Here is an 18,605-nt window from a genome sequence, read left to right as displayed (position 1 = left end):
CGTCAGCCCCTTGCCGCCGTCCTGCCCGCCAAATTCGTTTTAACCGGCGTTGCGCCGGGTCTCGACGTCCGAACCCAGCCAGCGCTCGAGCTTTTCGAGCAGCGCCCGCGGACTGATCGGCTTCGGCAGGTAATCGTCCATGCCGGCTTCCAGGCAGCGTTCGCGGTCGCCCTTCAGTGCATGCGCGGTGACGCCGACGATCGGCACATGCGTGCCCATGTCCTCCTCGAGCCGGCGGATCGCGCCCGTCGCCTCCAGCCCGTTCATTTCCGGCATCGATACATCCATCAGGATCATGCGCGGATTGAGCCTGCCGTAGGCGTCGAGCGCCTTGCGGCCGTTGCCGACGATCTCGAAGCGGTAACCGGTCTCGCCAAGAATCTGGGTGAACACCATCTGGTTCACCTCATTGTCCTCGGCGACGAGGATGTCGAGCTCGCGCTCGGCATCGGCGGGGCGCGGACGCGCCCGCGCTGGGGGCGGTTGCAGCATGGCGCGCTCCGATGCCGCCGTCTGCGCCGGAGCGGCTCGCGGGGGGCTGGCGGTGCCAATGGCGGGTTGCGCCGCCGCGCTGCTGTGGCGGTGGCGCTGGATGGTCGAGACCAGCGTTTCCAGGAGAATGGAGGAGCGCGCCGGCTTGATCAGCTGCGCATCGATGCCGAGGTCGCGATAAGCCGTGCCGGCAAGCGACTGGTCGACCGAGGTCAGCATGATGATGGGCGTATGCGCCAGGCCCGCCGTATTGCGCACGATGCGCGCCATCTCGGCGCCGGTCATGCCCGGCATCTGATAATCAAGCACGACGCAGTCGACCGGCACGCCGTAGGCGGCGGCGGCAATCAGCACCTTCAACCCCTCGGCGCCGCTTTCGGCCGCGCAGGAATCGAACGTCCACGACGCCATCTGCTCGCTGAGGATCGAGCGGTTGACGGCATTGTCGTCGACGATGAGCACGCGCGCGCCGGTGACGTCGACCGGCATGATGCGCTGCCCGCCCTGCTCGGCCTTGGGCAGCGTGATCGTGAACCAGAAGGTCGAACCCTTGCCTTCGGCGCTGTCGACACCGATCTCGCCGGCCATCATCTCGACCAGACGTGAGGTGATGGCAAGGCCAAGCCCGGTGCCCTCATGCCGCCTGGTCGAGGAGGTGTCGACCTGGCTGAATTTTTCGAAAACCTGCTTCAGCTTGTCTTCCGGAATGCCGATGCCGGTATCGGTCACGGAAATGGTGAGCCTCGTTCCCGCCGGAACCCGCTCACCCGTCACATCGACCAGGACGTGACCCTTGTCGGTGAATTTCACCGCGTTGCCGAGCAGGTTGGTGACGATCTGCCTGACACGGCCGACATCGCCGACGAACTGGCCGTCGAGGCCCGGCTGGATGCGAACGATGAGCTCGAGATCCTTCTCCTTGGCGCGCGTCGAGACCAGCGTCGCCACATCCTCGATCGCCTCGGCGAGATTGAAGGGCGCAGGGTCGAGCACCAGCTGGCCGGCATCGATCTTCGAGAAGTCGAGGATGTCGTTGATGATGGTGAGCAGCGCATTGCCGGATTTGACGATGATGTCGGTGAACGTCTTCTGTTTCGGATCGAGGTCCGACTTTGCCAGCAGCTCTGCCATACCAAGAACCCCGTTCATCGGCGTGCGGATCTCGTGGCTCATATTGGCGAGGAACTCCGACTTGGCACGGTCGGCGAGCACGGCGCGCCGGCGCGCCTCGCTGAGCTCCGCCTCGCGCTGCTTGAGCTCGGTGATGTCGGTGGTGGAACCGATGAGATAGAGCGAGCCGTCCGAGGCAATCATCGCGCCCTTGCGCGCGAACTGGTGCCTGACGCTGCCGTCCGGCATCGTCACCGTCTCTTCGATCTCCTGCGTCTCGCCGGTGCGAAGCACGGCAAGGTCGCCGGCGACGAAGGCTTCGCCGTCCGCGCCGAAAATCTCGACATCGGTCTTGCCGATCGCTTCTTCCCTGCTGAAGCCGGTGAGATCGCACCAGCCCTTGTTGACATAGAATTGCCTGAGGTCCGAGCGCTTGGCGTAGATCGACACCGGCACATTGTCGATGAGGCTGCGGAACACCTCGTTCTCGCTCATGCTCTGCCGCAGCGCCTGCTCACGCGCCTTGACGTCGGTGATGTCGGTGCTGGAGCCGACCAGATGCACCGACCCGTCGATCGCCACCAGCCGGCTCTTGCGCGTCATCAGCTGGCGCACCGTGCCGTCGCGGTGGGTGACGGCTTCCTCGATCTCGCGTCCCGCGCCGGTCGCCACGACTTCGTTGTCGTCATTGCTGAAACCGTCCGCCTCTTCGGTCGCGAAAAGCTCGCGATCGGTCTTGCCGAGCACCTCGTCCTTGGGCAGTCCGGTCAGCGCGCACCAGGCCTTGTTGACGAATTCTATGCTGAGATCGTCGGCCTTGATGAAGGCTGCCACGGGCAATTCGTCCATCACATGCCGGTAAAGGTCGATCTGGCGCATGGAATCGCGCAACGCCTTCTCGCGCGCCTTGATGTCGGTGATATCGACACGCACGCCGATGAATGTGCCGTCGTCGGTGCGCATGTCATAGACCTGGTACCAGCGCCCGTCGGCGTTGAGGCGTTCGTAGGCCGAGCTCGGCAAACGGTACCGCTTGAGCATGGCGTCAAGCCAGCTCTCGGTGTCGACGCCATACAGGCTGTCGATTCCGGGGTCGCCGCTCGAGCGGAAATAGCCGACGGAGTGGCCAAGCGCCAACGCCTCGCGGAACGTGCGGCCAGGCTGCCAGGCCGGCTTCAGCGCCGGCAGCGTATCCTGCAGCTTGCGGTTGGCGAAGACGAAGCGGTCGTCGCGATCGTAGATGATGACCCCCGCCGGCAGCGACTCCAGTACGGTGACGAGATTCTTGCGCGCGTCCTCCGCCTCGTTCTCGCGCTGTTTCATGTCGGTGATGTCGACATAGGAGATCAGCCGCTTGCCGCCTGGAAGAGGCGCCAGCGAGGCGATCAGCGTGCGGCCGTCCTTGCGCGGCAACTGCCTGGACCCTGCGCTTCCAGCCCGGATTTCGGCCTCCCGTTCGGCCACATGGCTTTGCCAGGCCTGTTCCTCGGCGCCGAACGGATCGGCATCACGACTGGCTTCCATGAGGTCGCGAAAGCGACTGCCGGCCGGAGCGCGCCGCGGATCGATTTGCCAGAAGTCGTAAAATGCCCGGTTGACCACCTCCGCCCGCAATTCGGCATCGAGAACGATGACGCCGATCGGCATCGAATCGACCATCAGCCTGAGATTGGCAAGCGCCTCCGAGGTCCCGGCCATATCGTGGACGTCGCCGAGAAAGGCCTCGTTGCCGCGTCTGTCCGCCTTGTTGTCCGCCTCGACAGTCCCGTCCGTATCCGCCATTCCTACCCCCAAGGCCGAACTGTGCCGGTCCGTCGGGGGAATGTGCCCGACAAGCATTAACGATCCGCTAACCATAATGATTGCAACCGCCTGCCCCGGTGCCGTTGAGCCAGCTTCCGGCCCTGGCGCCGGCTGCGGTAATCCGCCCGTTGGCGATCATGGCAACAACGCATTATAAGGTGCCTGAGGTGTTGCTAATGTTTGGTCGAATCGCGGCTTTCATCCTTTGTCCGGCGCTGCTTGCGGCGGGCGGCTGCGCGCGCAGCGACGACGGCACGGTGATCGTCCCGAGCCGGATGGACGTCAGGCGAGTCTGGGACAAGGCGCCGCCGGGAACGACCGCGTCGCGGCAGATCGCGTCGGACGTGTTTCCTTTGCCGCCGCCGGGCGCGCCGCAAGGCCCGTCGGTCCGGCGCTATTCCAGGTCTCCGCCAAGGCCTTCATATAACCAGAATCTGGCTGATCAGTCTTCGGACGAGCAGACCGCTCTTACCTGTAGGAATGTCGGCGAAACCGGCAAGCGCTACCGCGTCATCTGCGAGTAGCTTTGCCTCGATCCGCCGGTCGATGCCGGCTGGATCCACTTGCCCGTGAAGAAAGACAGCCCGACAGATTCAGCCCGGCCGCGACGGCGGCGCGATCACGGATCGCTGATGAAACCTTTGCCCGGCGCCGGACGTTGATGGCGTTGATGCGATCCGCGCAGCGCAGAGGGAGACCGAAGATGTCCATTCACTTCACCGTCTCTGGCCTGACCAGAAACCTGATCCATTCGCTTGGGCTGGATCATGAGCATGCGCCGAGAGCCCTTACCCCCGAACAAAGCCTTCTGCTGGATTGCTACCTTGCCGGGCAGATTCCGGATTCCGCCTGGAACGATTATGTCTTCGAGATGCCGGAGTTGGAAAAGCACGCCCAGATCAGGCGCGCACGCGGTTTGACCTGAAAGCAATTCCAGGAAAGTGCGACACAGTTAGAACATGTCTGCCGAAAGTGGGAACCGATTTCGGGATAAAGACATGCCTAAAAACCTAAAGCGCATGGAGCGAATCTAGAAAGATCGCGACGCGCCTTAGGCTCGGTGCCTTCGCCGTGGCCTACTTCTTCGGCGAGTTGAACTGCAGCGTGAAGACGTTTCCGGCGATGCCTTGCGCCAGCGAGGGCGAAAGGCTGAGCGGCAGACAATCGTTCAGGGCCTTGGTCGCAGCGTCGATATACGCCTTACGCGCCTTGTCGTCGCCGCTGACATGGATAGCGGTTGTTTTCGGCGGCCCGATCAGCGTGCCGTCGCGTTTGAAGCTGAAGCTGAGCGTCACCGAGGAATTGTCGGAATTGGCCGGCGGCGTCCAGCAGGCGAGCAAGGCGGCGCCAACCTCGTTCATACCGTTGAGCGGCGCGGCTTCGGCCGCGGCGCTCGCCAGGAGCGCGCTCGCGACCGCGGAAAATTTCGCCATTCTTTTCATCGCAGTCCTCATCGCTTTTTGCCCGGCTCGCACCTGTCGACCTAGGTAATGGTAGGATCAATCACGCCGATGACAATAGGATTTCAACCGGTCTGGAACCGGATAAGTCGTATGTCGTGATTGCCGTGGGGGGCGATACAACCGCCGGAAAAGCAAAAGGCCGGCACTGGGCCGACCTTTCCCTTCGCCTCCACTTCGCGCCAGTACATCCGTGGTCGCGGCGAGGACTGTGATCAGTAGACAGGCGTTGGGTAAACGAAACCTTAACCTGAGCCGGCTGTTACGCCCTGGCCTGCGATTTCACATGCGCGATGTAGCCGCGCACATCGCCTGCCGGCTCCGCATAGGCCTTGCCGAGCTTCTTCTCCATGGCCGCCATGTATTCCTTCGCCCAGCTGGGCAGCGCGTAGTCGATGACCGCCAGGAACTCGAGCGTTGCCGCCAGCCTTATGTCGGCGATCGACGGGTTGTTGCCGCCGATGAATGGTTTGCCGTTGCGAAAGAAGGCGTGAAACACCTCGAGTGGCTCGGCGATCGCAGCCATCGCCGCCTTCTGCGCTTCCGATTTCTTGTCGGGATGGGCGTCGCTGTGGCCGACCTCGCCGGCATATTGCGGAAAGCCGAGCGCCGGATACGTCGCGCGCGCGACATAGGGATAAAGCGTGCCGACCAGGTAGAACATGGCGCTATCGATCATCGCCCGCTTGGCTGGCGCCTTCGGATAGAACTTGTCCAGCCCGTGCTTGTTGGCGAGATACTGCATGATGGCGCAGCTTTCCCAAAGCACGCCGCGCGGCAGGCCCTTGTCCTCGATCATCGGCGTCAGATGCGCCGGATTGCGCGCCAGGAATTCGGGCGAACGCGTAAGGCCCCAGGCATCGGTCTCCGCCGGATCGAGCCCGGCCGCGCGCGCGAACACCCGCACCGTCATGTTGTTGACGCTCGGCCTCAGCATGCTGAGTTTTATGCCCGGCTTCTTAGCTGGCTTCGCCACTTTCGAGGTCGCGGCCGTTTTGGCCGCCGCCTTCGCCGATGCCTTGGCGCCCGATTTCGCGGCGGCTTTTACCGCGGCTTTCGGCGCGGCCTTGGCAGCGGGTTTCTTCGCGCTCTTTGTTGCGGCTTTTGCCATTTCATGTCCCTCCCTTGCTTGCTCAGTACGGATTCTTCGGCACCCTGTTTTCCGACAGGGTTTCGCGTGACCGCTCGACCAGCGCCTGGATGGCGTCGGCAAGGTGCAATTCGGCGATATTGTAGTCGCCGCGCGCCACGCGGATCTTGTGCGCCTCCATCAGCACGTCGGCATGGGTGAAGCCGGCCGGCGGGTCGAAGCGGTAGGACGCGAGCTCGATCAACAGCCCGAGCGGATCTTCGAAATAGATCGAATCCATGAAGCCGCGATCCTTGACGCCGCTGTGCTTGATGCCGCGCTCGTCGAGCCGCGCGACTGCCTGCAGGAAGGTGACTCGCGATACCGAGAACGCGATGTGATGGACGCAGCCTATATCGGTCGGTGTCCGCCGCTTGACCGGGACCCGGGTTTCGTCGGTGAAGACGGTGATCAGCCGCCCGTCGCCCGGATCGAAGTAGAGGTGGCTTTCGCTCGCCTTGTCGAGATTGGGCTGCTCGAAGATGAAAGGCATGCCGAGCACGCCCTCCCAGAAGTCGATCGAGGTCTGGCGCCCGGCGCCGACCAGCGTGATGTGATGAACGCCTTGCGACTGCAGCTTCCGCATTGGACTCCTCCCGCCCGCACTTGCGGCAGGCTTTGTGCAGAGAATGCTAAAGCAACTGCAAGCGCTGCGCCAGAACGGACGAACGCGCGAACGCCAGATTGGACCCAGCAGGGATTGGTCTTTCGGTCTACAGGAGAGTTGCTTGGTACGCCCAAGGGGAATCGAACCCCTGTTCCCGCCGTGAGAGGGCGGTGTCCTGACCGCTAGACGATGGGCGCGCTCAAGAACCGGCTACATAGGCTGGCGGCTGGGAAAAAGCAACTGGGGTTTCCGGCACTTTGCGTGCTTTGCCCAAAGCTGCTGGTCAGCGCTGCCGTTTCGGCTCGATCAGGTCCCAGAGATTGCCGTAGAGATCGGCGAAAACGGCCACCGTGCCATAGGCTTCGTGGCGCGGCGCTTCGCGGAACTCGACGCCCTTGGCGAGCATCGCCTGGTGATCGCGGGAAAAATCGTCGGTTTCGAGAAACAGGAAGACGCGGCCGCCGGTCTGGTTGCCGATGCGGCTTGCCTGCTCTTCGCCGGATGCTTCCGCCAGGAGCAGCCTCGCCCCCTTGCCCTTCGCCGGCGCGACGGTGACCCAGCGCTTGCCGCCGCCGAGATCGACATCCTGGCTCAGCACGAAACCGAGCCGCTCGACATACCAGGCGATCGCCTCGTCGTAATTGCCGACGACGAGCGCGACGGTCGCAATGCTGCGCTGCTCGGCAAAGCCGCTCATTTGTTGCGAACCGCGAATTGGCCGATGATGCGGCGCTCGGAGATGTCGTAGACGAAGATCGAACGGCCGCCATCGGCAAGCTCGGCGTCGATCGACAGGCGGTTGCCGGAGAGCGACTGGCTGATCACCTTGGCGCCGACGGGCAACACGATGTCGCCCGAGAGCGGCGCACCGGCCGGAGCCTGAACATCGCCGGCGGGCGCCGATCCGGCCACCGGCGCGTTGCGGGCTTTGTAGACAAGCGCCCCAATCACCACCATAAGGGCGAGGAACAGAAGGCCGAGATTGACGATCATGAAGCGGACGAGCTTGCGGCGCACATTCTCGGCCGCGGGGTCGAGCGGCTTTTCCTCATCTTCTTCGGCGATCGGCCGGGCCATGGCTAAACAATCCGCAACGGGTTTCGATGAGCGCTCATAACGAAGAGAGTTCGACATTGATAGGGGAGGAACCGACGGACGATGAGTTGGCCGCAGGCGAAGCCACCGTCCTGGAAGCCGGCGCCGATGCCGCCGGCCAGCGCCTCGACCAGTGGCTTGCCGCCAAGCTCGGTCCGGAGCTCTCGCGCAGCCGCGTGCAGGCGCTGATCAAGCAAGGCGCAGTCTCCATCGCCGGCAGGAAGGTGCTGGAAGCCAAGCGCAAGCTGACGGTCGGTGAGACGATCGAGATCCTCGTGCCCGCTCCGGAGCCGGCGGAGCCACAGGGCGAGGACATTCCCCTCGACATTCTTTACGAGGACGACGAGCTGATCGTCATCAACAAGCCGGCGGGACTGGTCGTCCACCCCGGCGCCGGCAACTGGACCGGCACGCTGGTCAACGCGCTGATCCATCACTGCGGCGACAGCCTGTCCGGCATTGGCGGCGTCAGGCGTCCTGGCATCGTCCATCGCCTCGACAAGGAAACCAGCGGCGTCATGGTCGTGGCCAAGACCGACCGCGCCCACAAGGCGCTGTCGGAAGCCTTTGCCGATCATGGCCGCACCGGCGACCTCGAGCGCGCCTATCTGGCGCTGGTCTGGGGCATCCCGCAACGGCCGACCGGCACCATCGAGGCTGCCTTGGGTCGCGCCGCCGACCGCGTCCGCCGCGCGGTGGTGTCTGAAAGTCGCGACGACGCCCGCCATGCCGTCACCCATTTCAGCATTGTCGAACGTTTCGGCGAAGGACAACAGGCTTTCGCCACGGCAAGCCTGGTCGAATGCCGGCTGGAGACGGGCCGGACCCACCAGATCCGCGTCCACATGGCCCATATCGGGCACCCCGTGATCGGCGATCCGGATTACGGGCAGGCTTTCCGCACCAAGGCCAACCGGCTGCCCGGACCCTTGAAGGCCAAGGTCAAAGCCTTTCCCCGGCAGGCCCTGCACGCGTGGCTCCTTGAATTCCGGCATCCGACCACCCATCTAACGATGAGGTTCGAAGCGCCGATACCAGGAGACATGGAGGAACTCGTCGGCGACTTCCGAAAACTCTGAACCGACCCGCCACGAACAAGCTGCAAACCAGCCATCAAAAAACCTGACCGGCGTTGTTCACTTTAGCGTGACAGACTGTTTAGCGTTGAACAAATGCCTGTCTTTTCTGGTTTTGTTCCTATATACACAGGTTGTCGCGGATGAGCCTTTGGGATCCGTGACGAATGCCCGCCGCGTTTCGGGGGCATCCACTCCAAAGAGAGAGGGGCGCTATCATGGCCCAATCATTACCCAGTATCGTTTCCGGTGAAGGCGGTCTCGCCCGTTACCTGGAAGAAATCCGCCGCTTTCCGATGCTTCAGCCGCAGGAAGAGTACATGCTCGCAAAGCGTTATGCCGAGCATCAGGACACTACGGCTGCCCACAAGCTCGTCACCAGCCATTTGCGGCTCGTCGCCAAGATCGCCATGGGCTATCGCGGCTACGGCCTGCCGATCGGCGAGGTGATCTCGGAAGGCAATGTCGGCCTCATGCAGGCCGTGAAGAAATTCGAACCGGAGCGTGGTTTCCGGCTCGCCACCTATGCCATGTGGTGGATCAAGGCCTCGATCCAGGAATACATCCTGCGCTCGTGGAGCCTGGTCAAGATGGGCACCACCGCCAATCAGAAGCGTCTGTTCTTCAACCTGCGCAAGGTGAAGGGCAAGATCCAGGCGCTCGACGATGGCGACTTGAAGCCCGAGCAGATCGCCGAGATCGCCACTCGCCTCAACGTTTCCGAGGCCGAAGTGGTGTCGATGAACCGCCGCCTTTCGGGCGACGCTTCGCTCAACGCCCCGATCCGGGCGAGCGAAGGCGAGTCCGGCGAATGGCAGGACTGGCTGGTCGACGATCACGAGAGCCAGGAAGAAATGCTCATCGAGCAGGACGAGTTGGAAAACCGGCGCACCATGCTGTCGGGTGCCCTGTCGGTGCTCAACGACCGCGAGCGGCGCATCTTCGAGGCGCGTCGCCTGGCCGAAGAGCCGCTGACGCTGGAAGAACTCTCGGCCGAGTTCGACATCAGCCGCGAGCGTGTGCGTCAGATCGAGGTGCGCGCCTTCGAGAAGGTGCAGGACGCGGTCAAGGCCGCCGCCAAGCGTCAGACCCAGGCGCTGCGGACCATCGAGGCGCAGCCGGCGGCGTAACAAGCTCAAGGAATCAATGAATAAGGCGGCGCTTCGGCGCCGCCTTTTTTGTATGGCTAAAGCGGTCGCGCGCCCCTTTCTCCCCGTCACTATACGGGGAGAAATGCCCGGCAGGGCAATGAGGGGCAGCGCCGAGGCTGCGAGGTTGTCTTTTCCAGCAACTGTCTTCGCGAGGCAGGCGCGCTGATCCTCGACCGCGGCGCCGCCCCTCATCCGCCCTTCGGGCACCTTCTCCCCGTGGAACGGGGAGAAGGAAAGGCTCAGGCCGTCGGCTGCTTGGTCTTCCTGAGGTAAGGAAGAACCGTCTCATACGCGCCGAAACGCTTGATCGCGTCTTCGTTGGAGACGGCGGCGGTGATGATGACGTCGTCGCCCTGCTTCCAGTTGGCCGGCGTCGCCACCTGGTGCTTGGCCGTCAGCTGGATGGAATCGATGACGCGCAGGATCTCGTCGAAGTTGCGGCCCGTGGTCATCGGATAGGTCAGCGCCAGCTTGATCTTCTTGTCCGGGCCGATGACATAGACCGAGCGCACGGTGGCGTTGTCGGCCGGCGTGCGGCCCTCGGAGGTCTCGCCGGCGCCTGCCGGCAACATTTCATAAAGCTTGGCGACCTTGAGGTCCTTATCGCCGATCAGCGGGTAGTTCACCGTCTGGCCGGTGGCGGTCTTGATGTCAGCCTGCCACTTCTCGTGGCTCGATACCGGATCGACCGAGATGCCGATGATCTTGACGTTGCGCTTTTTGAACTCGCCTTCCAGGCCGGCCATGGTGCCGAGCTCGGTGGTGCAGACCGGCGTGAAATTCTTCGGATGGCTGAACAGCACCGCCCAGCCGTCGCCGATCCAGTCGTGGAATTTGATGGTGCCCTGCGTGGTCTCGGCCGTGAAATCCGGCGCGACATCGTTGATACGAAGACTCATGACCTATCCCTACCCTTTTATGAAACGATGGCCGGCGCGGCCGGCAAGCATTCTAAGCTACCACCATCGCGGCATCGGTCAAACGCCAGGAGCCGTAACCTAGCCCGCTGCAGCCAAATATTTTTTTGGCGAGCACGGCGCTCTTCGGCAGGATTTTGCGCTTTCGCGAGAGGGTGGGCCGCTCAGGCTTTCCTTATCGCGAGCGTCGCCGTGAGGTCTTCCATGCGCTGCGCGAGCGCGCCGAGCGCGGTCGTGAGCACGCTGTCGCTCTTGTCGGCCTTGGTCAGCGCCTCGTCGCGCGTCTTGCGCAAGGTCAGCACTTCGCTCTCCATGCCTTTGACACGCTTGGTGAGCTCCGAGAGCTCGTCCATCACCATGATGCCGGCCATGACGGTGAGCCGCTGGTCGCCGATCTCGCCGAAGGAATCCTTCAGGTGCGAGACATAGCGGTCGAAGCGCTCGGCAAGGTCGATCAGATGCTCTTCCTGGCCTTCGTCGCAGGCCATGCGATACTGCTTGCCGTCGATGGAAACCGTGACCTGTGCCATTGCCTTACCTGTCCAGGACCGCGCGGATGGTTTCCATGGCGGTCACCAGCCGCCGCGACACTTCCTTGTTGGCGTCCTCCAGCCGCTCGGCGCGCGCCTCCGAATTGTCGAGCTCCTGCGCCAGGCGCGAACGATCGGCGTTCATGCGCTGCACCTCGGCCTCGGCTTCCGAATAATCGCGCTCATGCTCGAGCTTCGCCGCCACGGCGTTTTCCAGCCCTTCCATGGCCTTGCCCAGCCTGGCGATGACTTCCTTGAGGGTCGTTTCCCCGGTCATGGCTTCGTCCTATGCCCTGCCCATCACCGAATCGCACGCGTTCAGAATGCGTTACCTGGGAAAGATTAGGCGCCGGGTGAAGGGCGCGTCAACAAAGCTCTCGCGACTGTCCCCCGCTATCACTAATGTAGGCGCCGGGTGCCATCACAAGCCCGGCAAAATCCATCCCGATTTGTTGACTAAAAGACCGCGCCTGCTATGTGTCGCGGCATCCTTTTCCAAGGGTTCTCCCCAGGCTCCAACTCACTTCCGGAGGAAGCATGACCTCGCGTGAACAACATGATCGGATGGCCAACGCGATCCGTTTCCTTTCCATGGACGCCGTCGAGAAGGCGAACTCCGGTCACCCAGGCCTGCCCATGGGCTGCGCCGACATCGCCACGGTGCTGTTCAGCCGTTTCCTGAAATTCGACGCCAAGGCACCGCACTGGGCCGACCGCGACCGCTTCATTCTGTCGGCCGGCCACGGCTCGATGCTGCTCTATTCGCTCCTCTACCTCACCGGCTATGAGGACATGACGATCGACCAGATCAAGAATTTCCGCCAGCTCGGCTCCAAGACCGCCGGCCATCCCGAATACGGCCATGCCGCCGGCATCGAGACCACCACCGGCCCGCTCGGCCAGGGTCTTGCCAATTCGGTCGGCTTCGCGCTCGGCGAGCGCATCATGAACGCCGCCTTCGGCAACGACCTCGTCAACCATTATACCTATGTGCTGGCTGGGGACGGCTGCCTGATGGAAGGTGTATCCCAGGAAGCCATCGCGCTGGCCGGGCATCTGAAGCTCAACAAGCTGATCGTCTTCTGGGACAACAACAACATCTCGATCGACGGTCCGGTCTCGCTCGCCGACAACACCGACCAGGTCGCCCGCTTCCAGGCCAGCGGTTGGAACGCCAGCCACATCGACGGCACCGATCCGGAAGCGATCGCGTATGCCATCGAGGCGGCGCGCCATTCCGACAAGCCGACGATGATCGCCTGCAAGACCACCATCGGCTTCGGCGCCCCGACCAAGGCCGGCACCAACAAAGCGCATGGCTCGCCGCTCGGCGCCGAGGAAATCGCCGGCGCGCGCAAATTCTTCAACTGGGACTCGCCGCCCTTCGAGATTCCGGCCGACATCCTCGACGCATGGCGCGCCGTCGGCACGGGCGGCGCCAAGGCCCGCGCCGATTGGGAAGGCCGCCTGGCGAAGGCCGAGCCGAAGCTCAAGGCCGAGTTCGAGCGCCGCCTCGCAGGCAAGCTGCCCTCCAACTTCGACGCCGTCATCGCCGACTACAAGAAGAAGCTGTCGGCCGACAAGCCGAAGGTCGCCACCCGCAAGTCGTCGGAGATGGCGCTGGAAGTCATCAACGGCGCTGTGCCGGAAACGATCGGCGGCTCGGCCGACCTCACCGGCTCCAACAACACCAAGACCAGCCAGACCAAGAACATCACCCCCGACGATTACGGCCAGCGCTATGTCCATTACGGCATTCGCGAGCACGGCATGGCGGCGGCGATCAACGGCCTGACCCTGCATGGCGGCCTGATCGCCTATGGCGGCACCTTCCTGTGCTTCTCCGACTACGCCCGCCCGTCGATGCGCCTTGCCTCGCTGATGGGCATCCGCTCGATCTTCGTCATGACGCATGATTCTATCGGTCTCGGCGAGGACGGCCCGACCCATCAGCCGGTCGAGCATCTGGCCGCACTGCGCGCCATCCCCAACCACAATGTCTTCCGCCCGGCCGACGCGGTCGAAACCGCAGAATGCTGGCAGATCGCGCTGGAATCCGAAAAGACGCCCTCGACGCTGGCGTTGACCCGCCAGAACCTGCCGACCGTGCGCACGGAGCACTCGGCGACGAACCTCTCCAGCCGGGGCGCCTATGAGTTGGCCGCCGCCGGCGGCGAGGCCGTGGTGACGATCTTCGCCACCGGCTCCGAGGTCGAGATCGCGCTTGGCGCGCGCGACCTGCTGGAAAAGCACGGCCATCCGACCCGCGTCGTCTCTGTGCCCTGCTTCGAGCTGTTCGACCAGCAGAGCGAGGATTACCGCAAGAAGACGATCGGCAACGCCAAGGTGAAGGTCGCGATCGAAGCCGGCATCCGCCAGGGCTGGGATCACCTGATCGGCACCGACGGCATTTTCGTAGGCATGCACGGTTTTGGCGCCTCCGGCTCGATCGAGCAGCTCTATCCGCATTTCGGCATCACCGCCGAAGCTGCCGCCAAGGCGGTCGAAGCCCGGCTACACGGCGAGTAGGAGAATTGCCTCGGGCCCGGCAGCCCGATTAACGGTTTTGCCGGGCTGGACCAACCTAATCGATTTAAATGCGACCTTCTGCGGCTGGATTCTTGCGCCTTCCGCCGTTATGACACTGCGGACCCATCCGCCCCAAGGGAGAGAACAATGACCGTCAGAGTTGCCATCAACGGATTTGGCCGCATCGGCCGCAACATCCTGCGCGCCATCCATGAATCCGGCCGCAAGGACATCGATGTGGTCGCCGTCAACGACCTCGGCCCGGTCGAGACCAATGCGCACCTGTTGCGCTATGATAGCGTGCATGGCCGCTTCCCGCATGAGGTGACTGTCGACGGCGACCAGATCTCGGTCGGCAAGGAGAAGTTCAAGGTCACCGCGATCAAGGATCCGACCCAGCTGCCCTGGAAGGAGCTCGGTGTCGACATCGCGCTCGAATGTACCGGCATCTTCACCGCCCGCGACAAGGCCGCCGCGCACCTGACCGCCGGCGCCAAGCGCGTTCTCGTCTCGGCCCCGGCCGAAGGCGCCGACCTCACCGTCGTCTACGGCATCAACCACGACAAGCTGACCAAGGACCACATCGTCATCTCGAACGCGTCCTGCACCACCAACTGCCTGGCGCCGCTGGCGGCCGTGCTGCACGAGACCGTCGGCATCGAGAAGGGCATGATGACGACGATCCACTCCTACACCGGCGACCAGCCGACGCTGGACACCATGCACAAGGATCTCTACCGCGCCCGCGCCGCGGCGCTGTCGCAGATCCCGACCTCGACGGGCGCCGCCAAGGCGATCGGCCTTGTCCTGCCCGAGCTCAAGGGCAAGCTCGACGGCATTTCGATCCGCGTGCCGACCCCGAACGTCTCGGTTGTCGACTTCAAGTTCATCGCCAAGCGCTCGACTTCCGCTCAGGAGATCAACGAAGCGGTCATCGCCGCGTCTAATGGCAAGCTGAAGGGCGTTCTGTCGGTCACCCATCACCCGAACGTGTCGATCGACTTCAACCACGACCCGCATTCCTCGATCGTGGCACTCGACCAGACCAAGGTGATGGACGGCAACTTCGTCTCGGTGCTGTCCTGGTACGACAACGAATGGGGCTTCTCGAACCGCATGGGCGACACCGCCGTCGCCTTCGGCAAGACCATCGGCTGATCGCTCGTCAATTTACAGCTCAAAACGCCTGGCTTCGGCCGGGCGTTTTCGTTTAAGTCTCGGCGGATCAGCGCACCATGGTGACTAGCCGGAACACCAATCGCGTCGTCATTCCAGAATCCGCGGCTGAGCTTCGCTCCTGCTTCGCCCTGGAATGACGAAGTTTGGAAGCATTGAACCCAAAAAACATCCTGTTGCCTTGCACTGGTCATGTCTTCGCCCCACTCTCCCGTAAAGCCACAAACAGAGGGATTTGGAGGGGCAACAGCGGATGGAGCATGCGATCTATCTCGTGACGCTGGTCGGCACGGCGCTCATTGTCGCCGCCGCGTTTTCGAGCCTGATCGCCTTCCGCTTCGGCGCTCCTTTGCTGCTGCTCTTCCTCTGCATCGGGCTTGCCACCGGCGTTGATGGCCTCGGCATCGAATTCGACAATGCGCGGCTGGCTTATTTTGCCGGCTCACTGGCTTTGGCCGTCATCCTGTTCGATTCCGGTTTCGGCACGCCGCTCAACGCGCTCAGGCAAGCAGCCGGGCCGGCGCTGTCGCTGGCCACGATCGGCGTTATCCTGACCACAGCCATCTTCAGCGCCGCCGCTTCCTATGTTCTCAAGCTCAGCTGGCTGGAATCCTCCCTGCTTGGCGCTGCCGTCGCCTCCACCGACGCGGCCGCCGTCTTCTTCCTGCTGCGCGCCGGCGAGATCCACCTGCGCGAGCGCGTGCGCGCGACGCTCGAAGTGGAATCCGGCACCAACGACCCGATCGCCATCTTCCTCACCATCACCCTGGTCGAGATCATCGCCGCGCATGCCAACCCGGAAGCCAACGTGCTGGCCACCAACCTTCTGCTCGGCTTCCTCGCCAATATGGGGCTCGGCGCCATCATCGGCGTGCTCGGCGGTTTTGCCATCGTGCGTCTGGTCGAGCGGTTGAATCTCGATCACGGCCTGCTGCCGATCTTCGTGCTGACGCTGTCGCTGATGGTGTTCGCGGCAGCCGGCGCCGTCGGCGGCTCGGGCTTCCTCGCCGTCTACCTTGCCGGACTGATCGCCGGCAATTCCGACATACGCGCCGTCACCATCCTGAAGCGTTTCCAGGACGGCATGTCGTGGCTGGCGCAGATCATCATGTTCCTGATCCTCGGCCTGTTCGCCACACCCTCGCAATTCCCCGAAATCCTCGTGCCGGCGATCCTGCTCGGCCTGTTCCTGATCTTCGTCGCCCGCCCGGTCGCCGTCTGGCTTTGCCTGATCCCGTTCCGGCTGCCGCGTCCCGAGGTCGCCTTCGTCTCCTGGGTCGGCCTGCGCGGCGCGGTCTCGATCCTGCTCGCTATCACGCCTCTGCTCGGCGGCCTCGAGCACGGCCGCCTGATCTTCAACGCCGCCTTCATCATCGTGCTCGTATCGTTGGTGGTGCAGGGCTGGACGGTCGGTCCGCTGGCGCGCCGCCTCGGCCTGATCGTGCCGGCCCGTCTTGGGCCGCTGGACAAGGTGGAGCTCGAATTGCCGGGCTCGGCACATCATGAGCTGCTCGCCTATCGCGTAGCAGCCGGCAGTCCGGTGGCGCGGGGCGAGCGCATCCCGCGCTGGGCGAGGCCCTCGCTGGTGCTGCGCGACGGCCGCTCGATGCGCTTCCAGGACATGGGTCGGCTGGCGGCCGGCGATCAGGTCTACATCTTCGTACCGGACCGCTACCCGCGCCTGCTCGACAAGCTTTTTGCCAGCCGCGCCGTGGTCGATCCTGAGGATGCCGACTTCTTCGGCGCCTTTGCCGTCGATCCGGCCCGCTCGGCCGCGGAGCTGGAAGCCGCCTATGCCCCCGGCCTGTCCGAGGCCGAGCAGAAGCTCACCGTTGCAGCGCTCGTTACCGAGCGGCTCGGCGGCCGTGCCGAATATGCCGACCGTGTGATGATCGGACCGATCGAGCTGATCGTGCGCGATGTCGATGAGAAAGGCAGAATCACCGGCCTTGGCCTGTCCTTCGAGCCGACCGCGCCGGTCGCGCGCGTGCCGGTGTTCATGAGCGCCGGTGAGATCGGCGACCGCATCGCAGCGCTGATCCGCAGCTGGCGCAGGCCGGCGGCGAAGCAGGCAGCCGACGACGTGCCGGTCGACACCGTGGCGCCCGCACCGGACGGGCAAAAGGCAACCGGCGAAGGCTGATGTCTCACCGCGACATCATTTTTGCGCGCGCGCCATTGACGCGGCCCTTGCATCGTCTTCCGCGCCGAGTAAGGTCGCCGCGTTTTCGCTAGAGCAATTTCAGGAAAAGTGTGGGCGGTTTTCCGTCCGGATTGCGTCAAGGCACTAGGAAGGAACGACCATGGCCGGCTTCAAGACACTCGACGATATCGGCGCCGTCAGCGGCAAGCGCGTCCTGGTGCGCGTCGACCTCAACGTTCCCGTCGCCGACGGCAAGGTGACCGACGCCACTCGCATCGAGCGCATCGGCCCGACCATCGCCGAGCTCTCGAAAAAGGGCGCCAAGGTCATCCTGCTTGCGCATTTCGGCCGCCCCAAGGACGGCCCGTCGGACGAATTCTCGCTGGAGCCGATCGCCAGGGCCACGGCTGACGTTCTCGGCCGCCCGGTCGGTTTCGCCGCCGACTGCATCGGCGCCAAGGCCGCCGAAGCCGTCACGGCGATGAAGGACGGCGACGTCCTGCTGCTCGAGAACACTCGCTTCCACAAAGCGGAGGAGAAGAACGAACCGGCCTTCACCGAACAGCTCGCCGCCAATGGCGACATCTATGTCAACGACGCCTTTTCGGCCGCGCACCGCGCGCATGCTTCGACCGAGGGTCTGGCGCATCATTTGCCGGCCTATGCCGGCCGCACCATGCAGGCCGAGCTCGACGCGCTGGAAAAGGGCCTCGGCGATCCGGTACGGCCGGTAGTGGCCATCGTCGGCGGCGCCAAGGTCTCGACCAAGATCGACCTGTTGATGAACCTGGTGAAGAAGGTCGATGCGCTGGTGATCGGCGGCGGCATGGCCAACACCTTCCTTGCCGCGCGCGGCACCGATGTCGGCAAATCGCTCTGCGAGCATGACCTCGCCGGCACCGCCAAGCAGATCATGATCGAGGCGGCCGAAGCCGGCTGCGCCATCATCCTGCCCGCAGATGGCGTCGTGGCCAAGGAATTCAAGGCGGGCGCCGCCAGCGAGACCATCGCCATCTCGGACGTGCCGGCCGACGGCATGATCCTCGACGTCGGCGCAAAGACCGTGCAGAGCGTCAACGACTGGATCGACCGCGCCGCGACGCTGGTCTGGAACGGTCCGCTCGGCGCCTTCGAGATCGAGCCTTTCGACCGCGCCACGGTGGCGGCGGCAAAGCATGCCGCGGCCCGCACCAAGGCGGGCAAGCTGGTCTCGGTGGCCGGCGGCGGCGACACGGTGGCCGCGCTCAACCATGCTGGCGTCGCCGACGACTTCACCTATGTCTCGACCGCCGGCGGCGCGTTCCTCGAATGGATGGAAGGCAAGCCGCTGCCCGGCGTCGAGGTGCTGAAGCGGTAAACAGTCCGAGACCAGGCAAAGCCCGCGCGG

Annotated in this window: 17 protein-coding genes and 1 tRNA gene; 8 read left to right on the top strand and 10 right to left on the bottom strand. The window is 63.9% G+C overall.

Annotation, left to right across the window (positions count from 1 at the left end):
* Window positions 1–39: 39 nt before the first annotated feature.
* Window positions 40–3,384, bottom strand: coding sequence for a response regulator (locus LB538_RS17585; RefSeq protein ID WP_224527152.1), 3,345 nt, complete (start codon window positions 3,382–3,384; stop codon window positions 40–42).
* 149 nt (window positions 3,385–3,533) lie between these two features.
* Between LB538_RS17585 and LB538_RS17580 the strand changes: the two genes are divergently transcribed.
* Window positions 3,534–3,929, top strand: a complete 396-nt coding sequence (locus tag LB538_RS17580; protein ID WP_411909032.1) for a hypothetical protein — start codon at window positions 3,534–3,536, stop codon at window positions 3,927–3,929.
* A gap of 179 nt (window positions 3,930–4,108) precedes the next feature.
* Window positions 4,109–4,330, top strand: coding sequence for a hypothetical protein (locus LB538_RS17575; RefSeq protein WP_140545139.1), 222 nt, complete (start codon window positions 4,109–4,111; stop codon window positions 4,328–4,330).
* 151 nt (window positions 4,331–4,481) lie between these two features.
* On the opposite strand, the gene LB538_RS17570 is transcribed toward LB538_RS17575, so the two are convergent.
* The 6 genes from LB538_RS17570 to LB538_RS17545 all read right to left on the bottom strand — a co-directional run bounded on the left by LB538_RS17570 (window position 4,482) and on the right by LB538_RS17545 (window position 7,678).
* Window positions 4,482–4,847, bottom strand: coding sequence for a hypothetical protein (locus tag LB538_RS17570; RefSeq protein ID WP_224527146.1), 366 nt, complete (start codon window positions 4,845–4,847; stop codon window positions 4,482–4,484).
* A gap of 280 nt (window positions 4,848–5,127) precedes the next feature.
* A complete protein-coding gene (locus LB538_RS17565; RefSeq protein ID WP_224527144.1) occupies window positions 5,128–5,976 on the bottom strand; it encodes a glutathione S-transferase family protein in 849 nt (282 codons plus the stop codon).
* A 22-nt stretch (window positions 5,977–5,998) separates the two neighbouring features.
* Window positions 5,999–6,580 (bottom strand): VOC family protein, encoded by a 582-nt coding sequence (locus LB538_RS17560; RefSeq protein WP_224527141.1) that lies wholly within the window; start codon window positions 6,578–6,580, stop codon window positions 5,999–6,001.
* A gap of 143 nt (window positions 6,581–6,723) precedes the next feature.
* Window positions 6,724–6,798, bottom strand: a tRNA-Glu gene (locus LB538_RS17555).
* An 86-nt stretch (window positions 6,799–6,884) separates the two neighbouring features.
* A complete protein-coding gene (locus tag LB538_RS17550; protein ID WP_095767363.1) occupies window positions 6,885–7,298 on the bottom strand; it encodes a VOC family protein in 414 nt (137 codons plus the stop codon).
* Window positions 7,295–7,678: a fimbrial protein gene (locus LB538_RS17545; RefSeq protein ID WP_095767362.1), complete on the bottom strand. Its 384-nt coding sequence runs from the start codon at window positions 7,676–7,678 to the stop codon at window positions 7,295–7,297. Before LB538_RS17545 ends, LB538_RS17550 begins: the two co-directional genes overlap by 4 nt.
* A gap of 26 nt (window positions 7,679–7,704) precedes the next feature.
* Here LB538_RS17545 and LB538_RS17540 point away from each other — a divergent pair, with 26 nt between their 5' ends.
* Both LB538_RS17540 and rpoH read left to right on the top strand, forming a co-directional pair.
* Window positions 7,705–8,775: an RluA family pseudouridine synthase gene (locus LB538_RS17540; protein ID WP_224527137.1), complete on the top strand. Its 1,071-nt coding sequence runs from the start codon at window positions 7,705–7,707 to the stop codon at window positions 8,773–8,775.
* A 215-nt stretch (window positions 8,776–8,990) separates the two neighbouring features.
* Window positions 8,991–9,902: an RNA polymerase sigma factor RpoH gene (gene rpoH / locus LB538_RS17535; protein ID WP_095767360.1), complete on the top strand. Its 912-nt coding sequence runs from the start codon at window positions 8,991–8,993 to the stop codon at window positions 9,900–9,902.
* A 260-nt stretch (window positions 9,903–10,162) separates the two neighbouring features.
* Here the strand turns inward: rpoH and LB538_RS17530 are convergent, their stop codons facing one another.
* The 3 genes from LB538_RS17530 to LB538_RS17520 all read right to left on the bottom strand — a co-directional run bounded on the left by LB538_RS17530 (window position 10,163) and on the right by LB538_RS17520 (window position 11,647).
* Complete coding sequence (locus LB538_RS17530) at window positions 10,163–10,822, bottom strand: peroxiredoxin (RefSeq protein ID WP_140847021.1); 660 nt, start codon at window positions 10,820–10,822, stop codon at window positions 10,163–10,165.
* Between the two features lie 182 nt (window positions 10,823–11,004).
* Window positions 11,005–11,370, bottom strand: a complete 366-nt coding sequence (locus tag LB538_RS17525) for a cell division protein ZapA (RefSeq protein ID WP_095767358.1) — start codon at window positions 11,368–11,370, stop codon at window positions 11,005–11,007.
* Between the two features lie 4 nt (window positions 11,371–11,374).
* Window positions 11,375–11,647 carry a DUF4164 domain-containing protein gene (locus tag LB538_RS17520; RefSeq protein ID WP_023763725.1) on the bottom strand — a complete coding sequence of 91 codons (273 nt, stop codon included), beginning with the start codon at window positions 11,645–11,647 and terminating at the stop codon, window positions 11,375–11,377.
* 260 nt (window positions 11,648–11,907) lie between these two features.
* Between LB538_RS17520 and tkt the strand changes: the two genes are divergently transcribed.
* The 4 genes from tkt to LB538_RS17500 all read left to right on the top strand — a co-directional run bounded on the left by tkt (window position 11,908) and on the right by LB538_RS17500 (window position 18,575).
* The gene (tkt, locus tag LB538_RS17515) at window positions 11,908–13,899 is read left to right on the top strand and encodes a transketolase (RefSeq protein WP_224527134.1); all 1,992 of its coding nucleotides are present in this window, start codon (window positions 11,908–11,910) and stop codon (window positions 13,897–13,899) included.
* 147 nt (window positions 13,900–14,046) lie between these two features.
* The gene (gene gap, locus LB538_RS17510) at window positions 14,047–15,057 is read left to right on the top strand and encodes a type I glyceraldehyde-3-phosphate dehydrogenase (protein WP_095767356.1); all 1,011 of its coding nucleotides are present in this window, start codon (window positions 14,047–14,049) and stop codon (window positions 15,055–15,057) included.
* 271 nt (window positions 15,058–15,328) lie between these two features.
* Window positions 15,329–17,218 carry a potassium/proton antiporter gene (locus tag LB538_RS17505; protein WP_224527131.1) on the top strand — a complete coding sequence of 630 codons (1,890 nt, stop codon included), beginning with the start codon at window positions 15,329–15,331 and terminating at the stop codon, window positions 17,216–17,218.
* Between the two features lie 160 nt (window positions 17,219–17,378).
* Entirely contained in the window at window positions 17,379–18,575 is a 1,197-nt protein-coding gene (locus LB538_RS17500) for a phosphoglycerate kinase (RefSeq protein WP_224527128.1), read from the top strand.
* Window positions 18,576–18,605: the final 30 nt, after the last annotated feature.

The organism is Mesorhizobium sp. Ca11, from assembly GCF_020165275.1.
Taxonomy (GTDB): Bacteria; Pseudomonadota; Alphaproteobacteria; order Rhizobiales; family Rhizobiaceae; genus Mesorhizobium.
The sequence above is the reverse complement of the archived record's forward strand: the minus strand, read 5'-3'. Positions and strand labels throughout refer to the sequence as shown.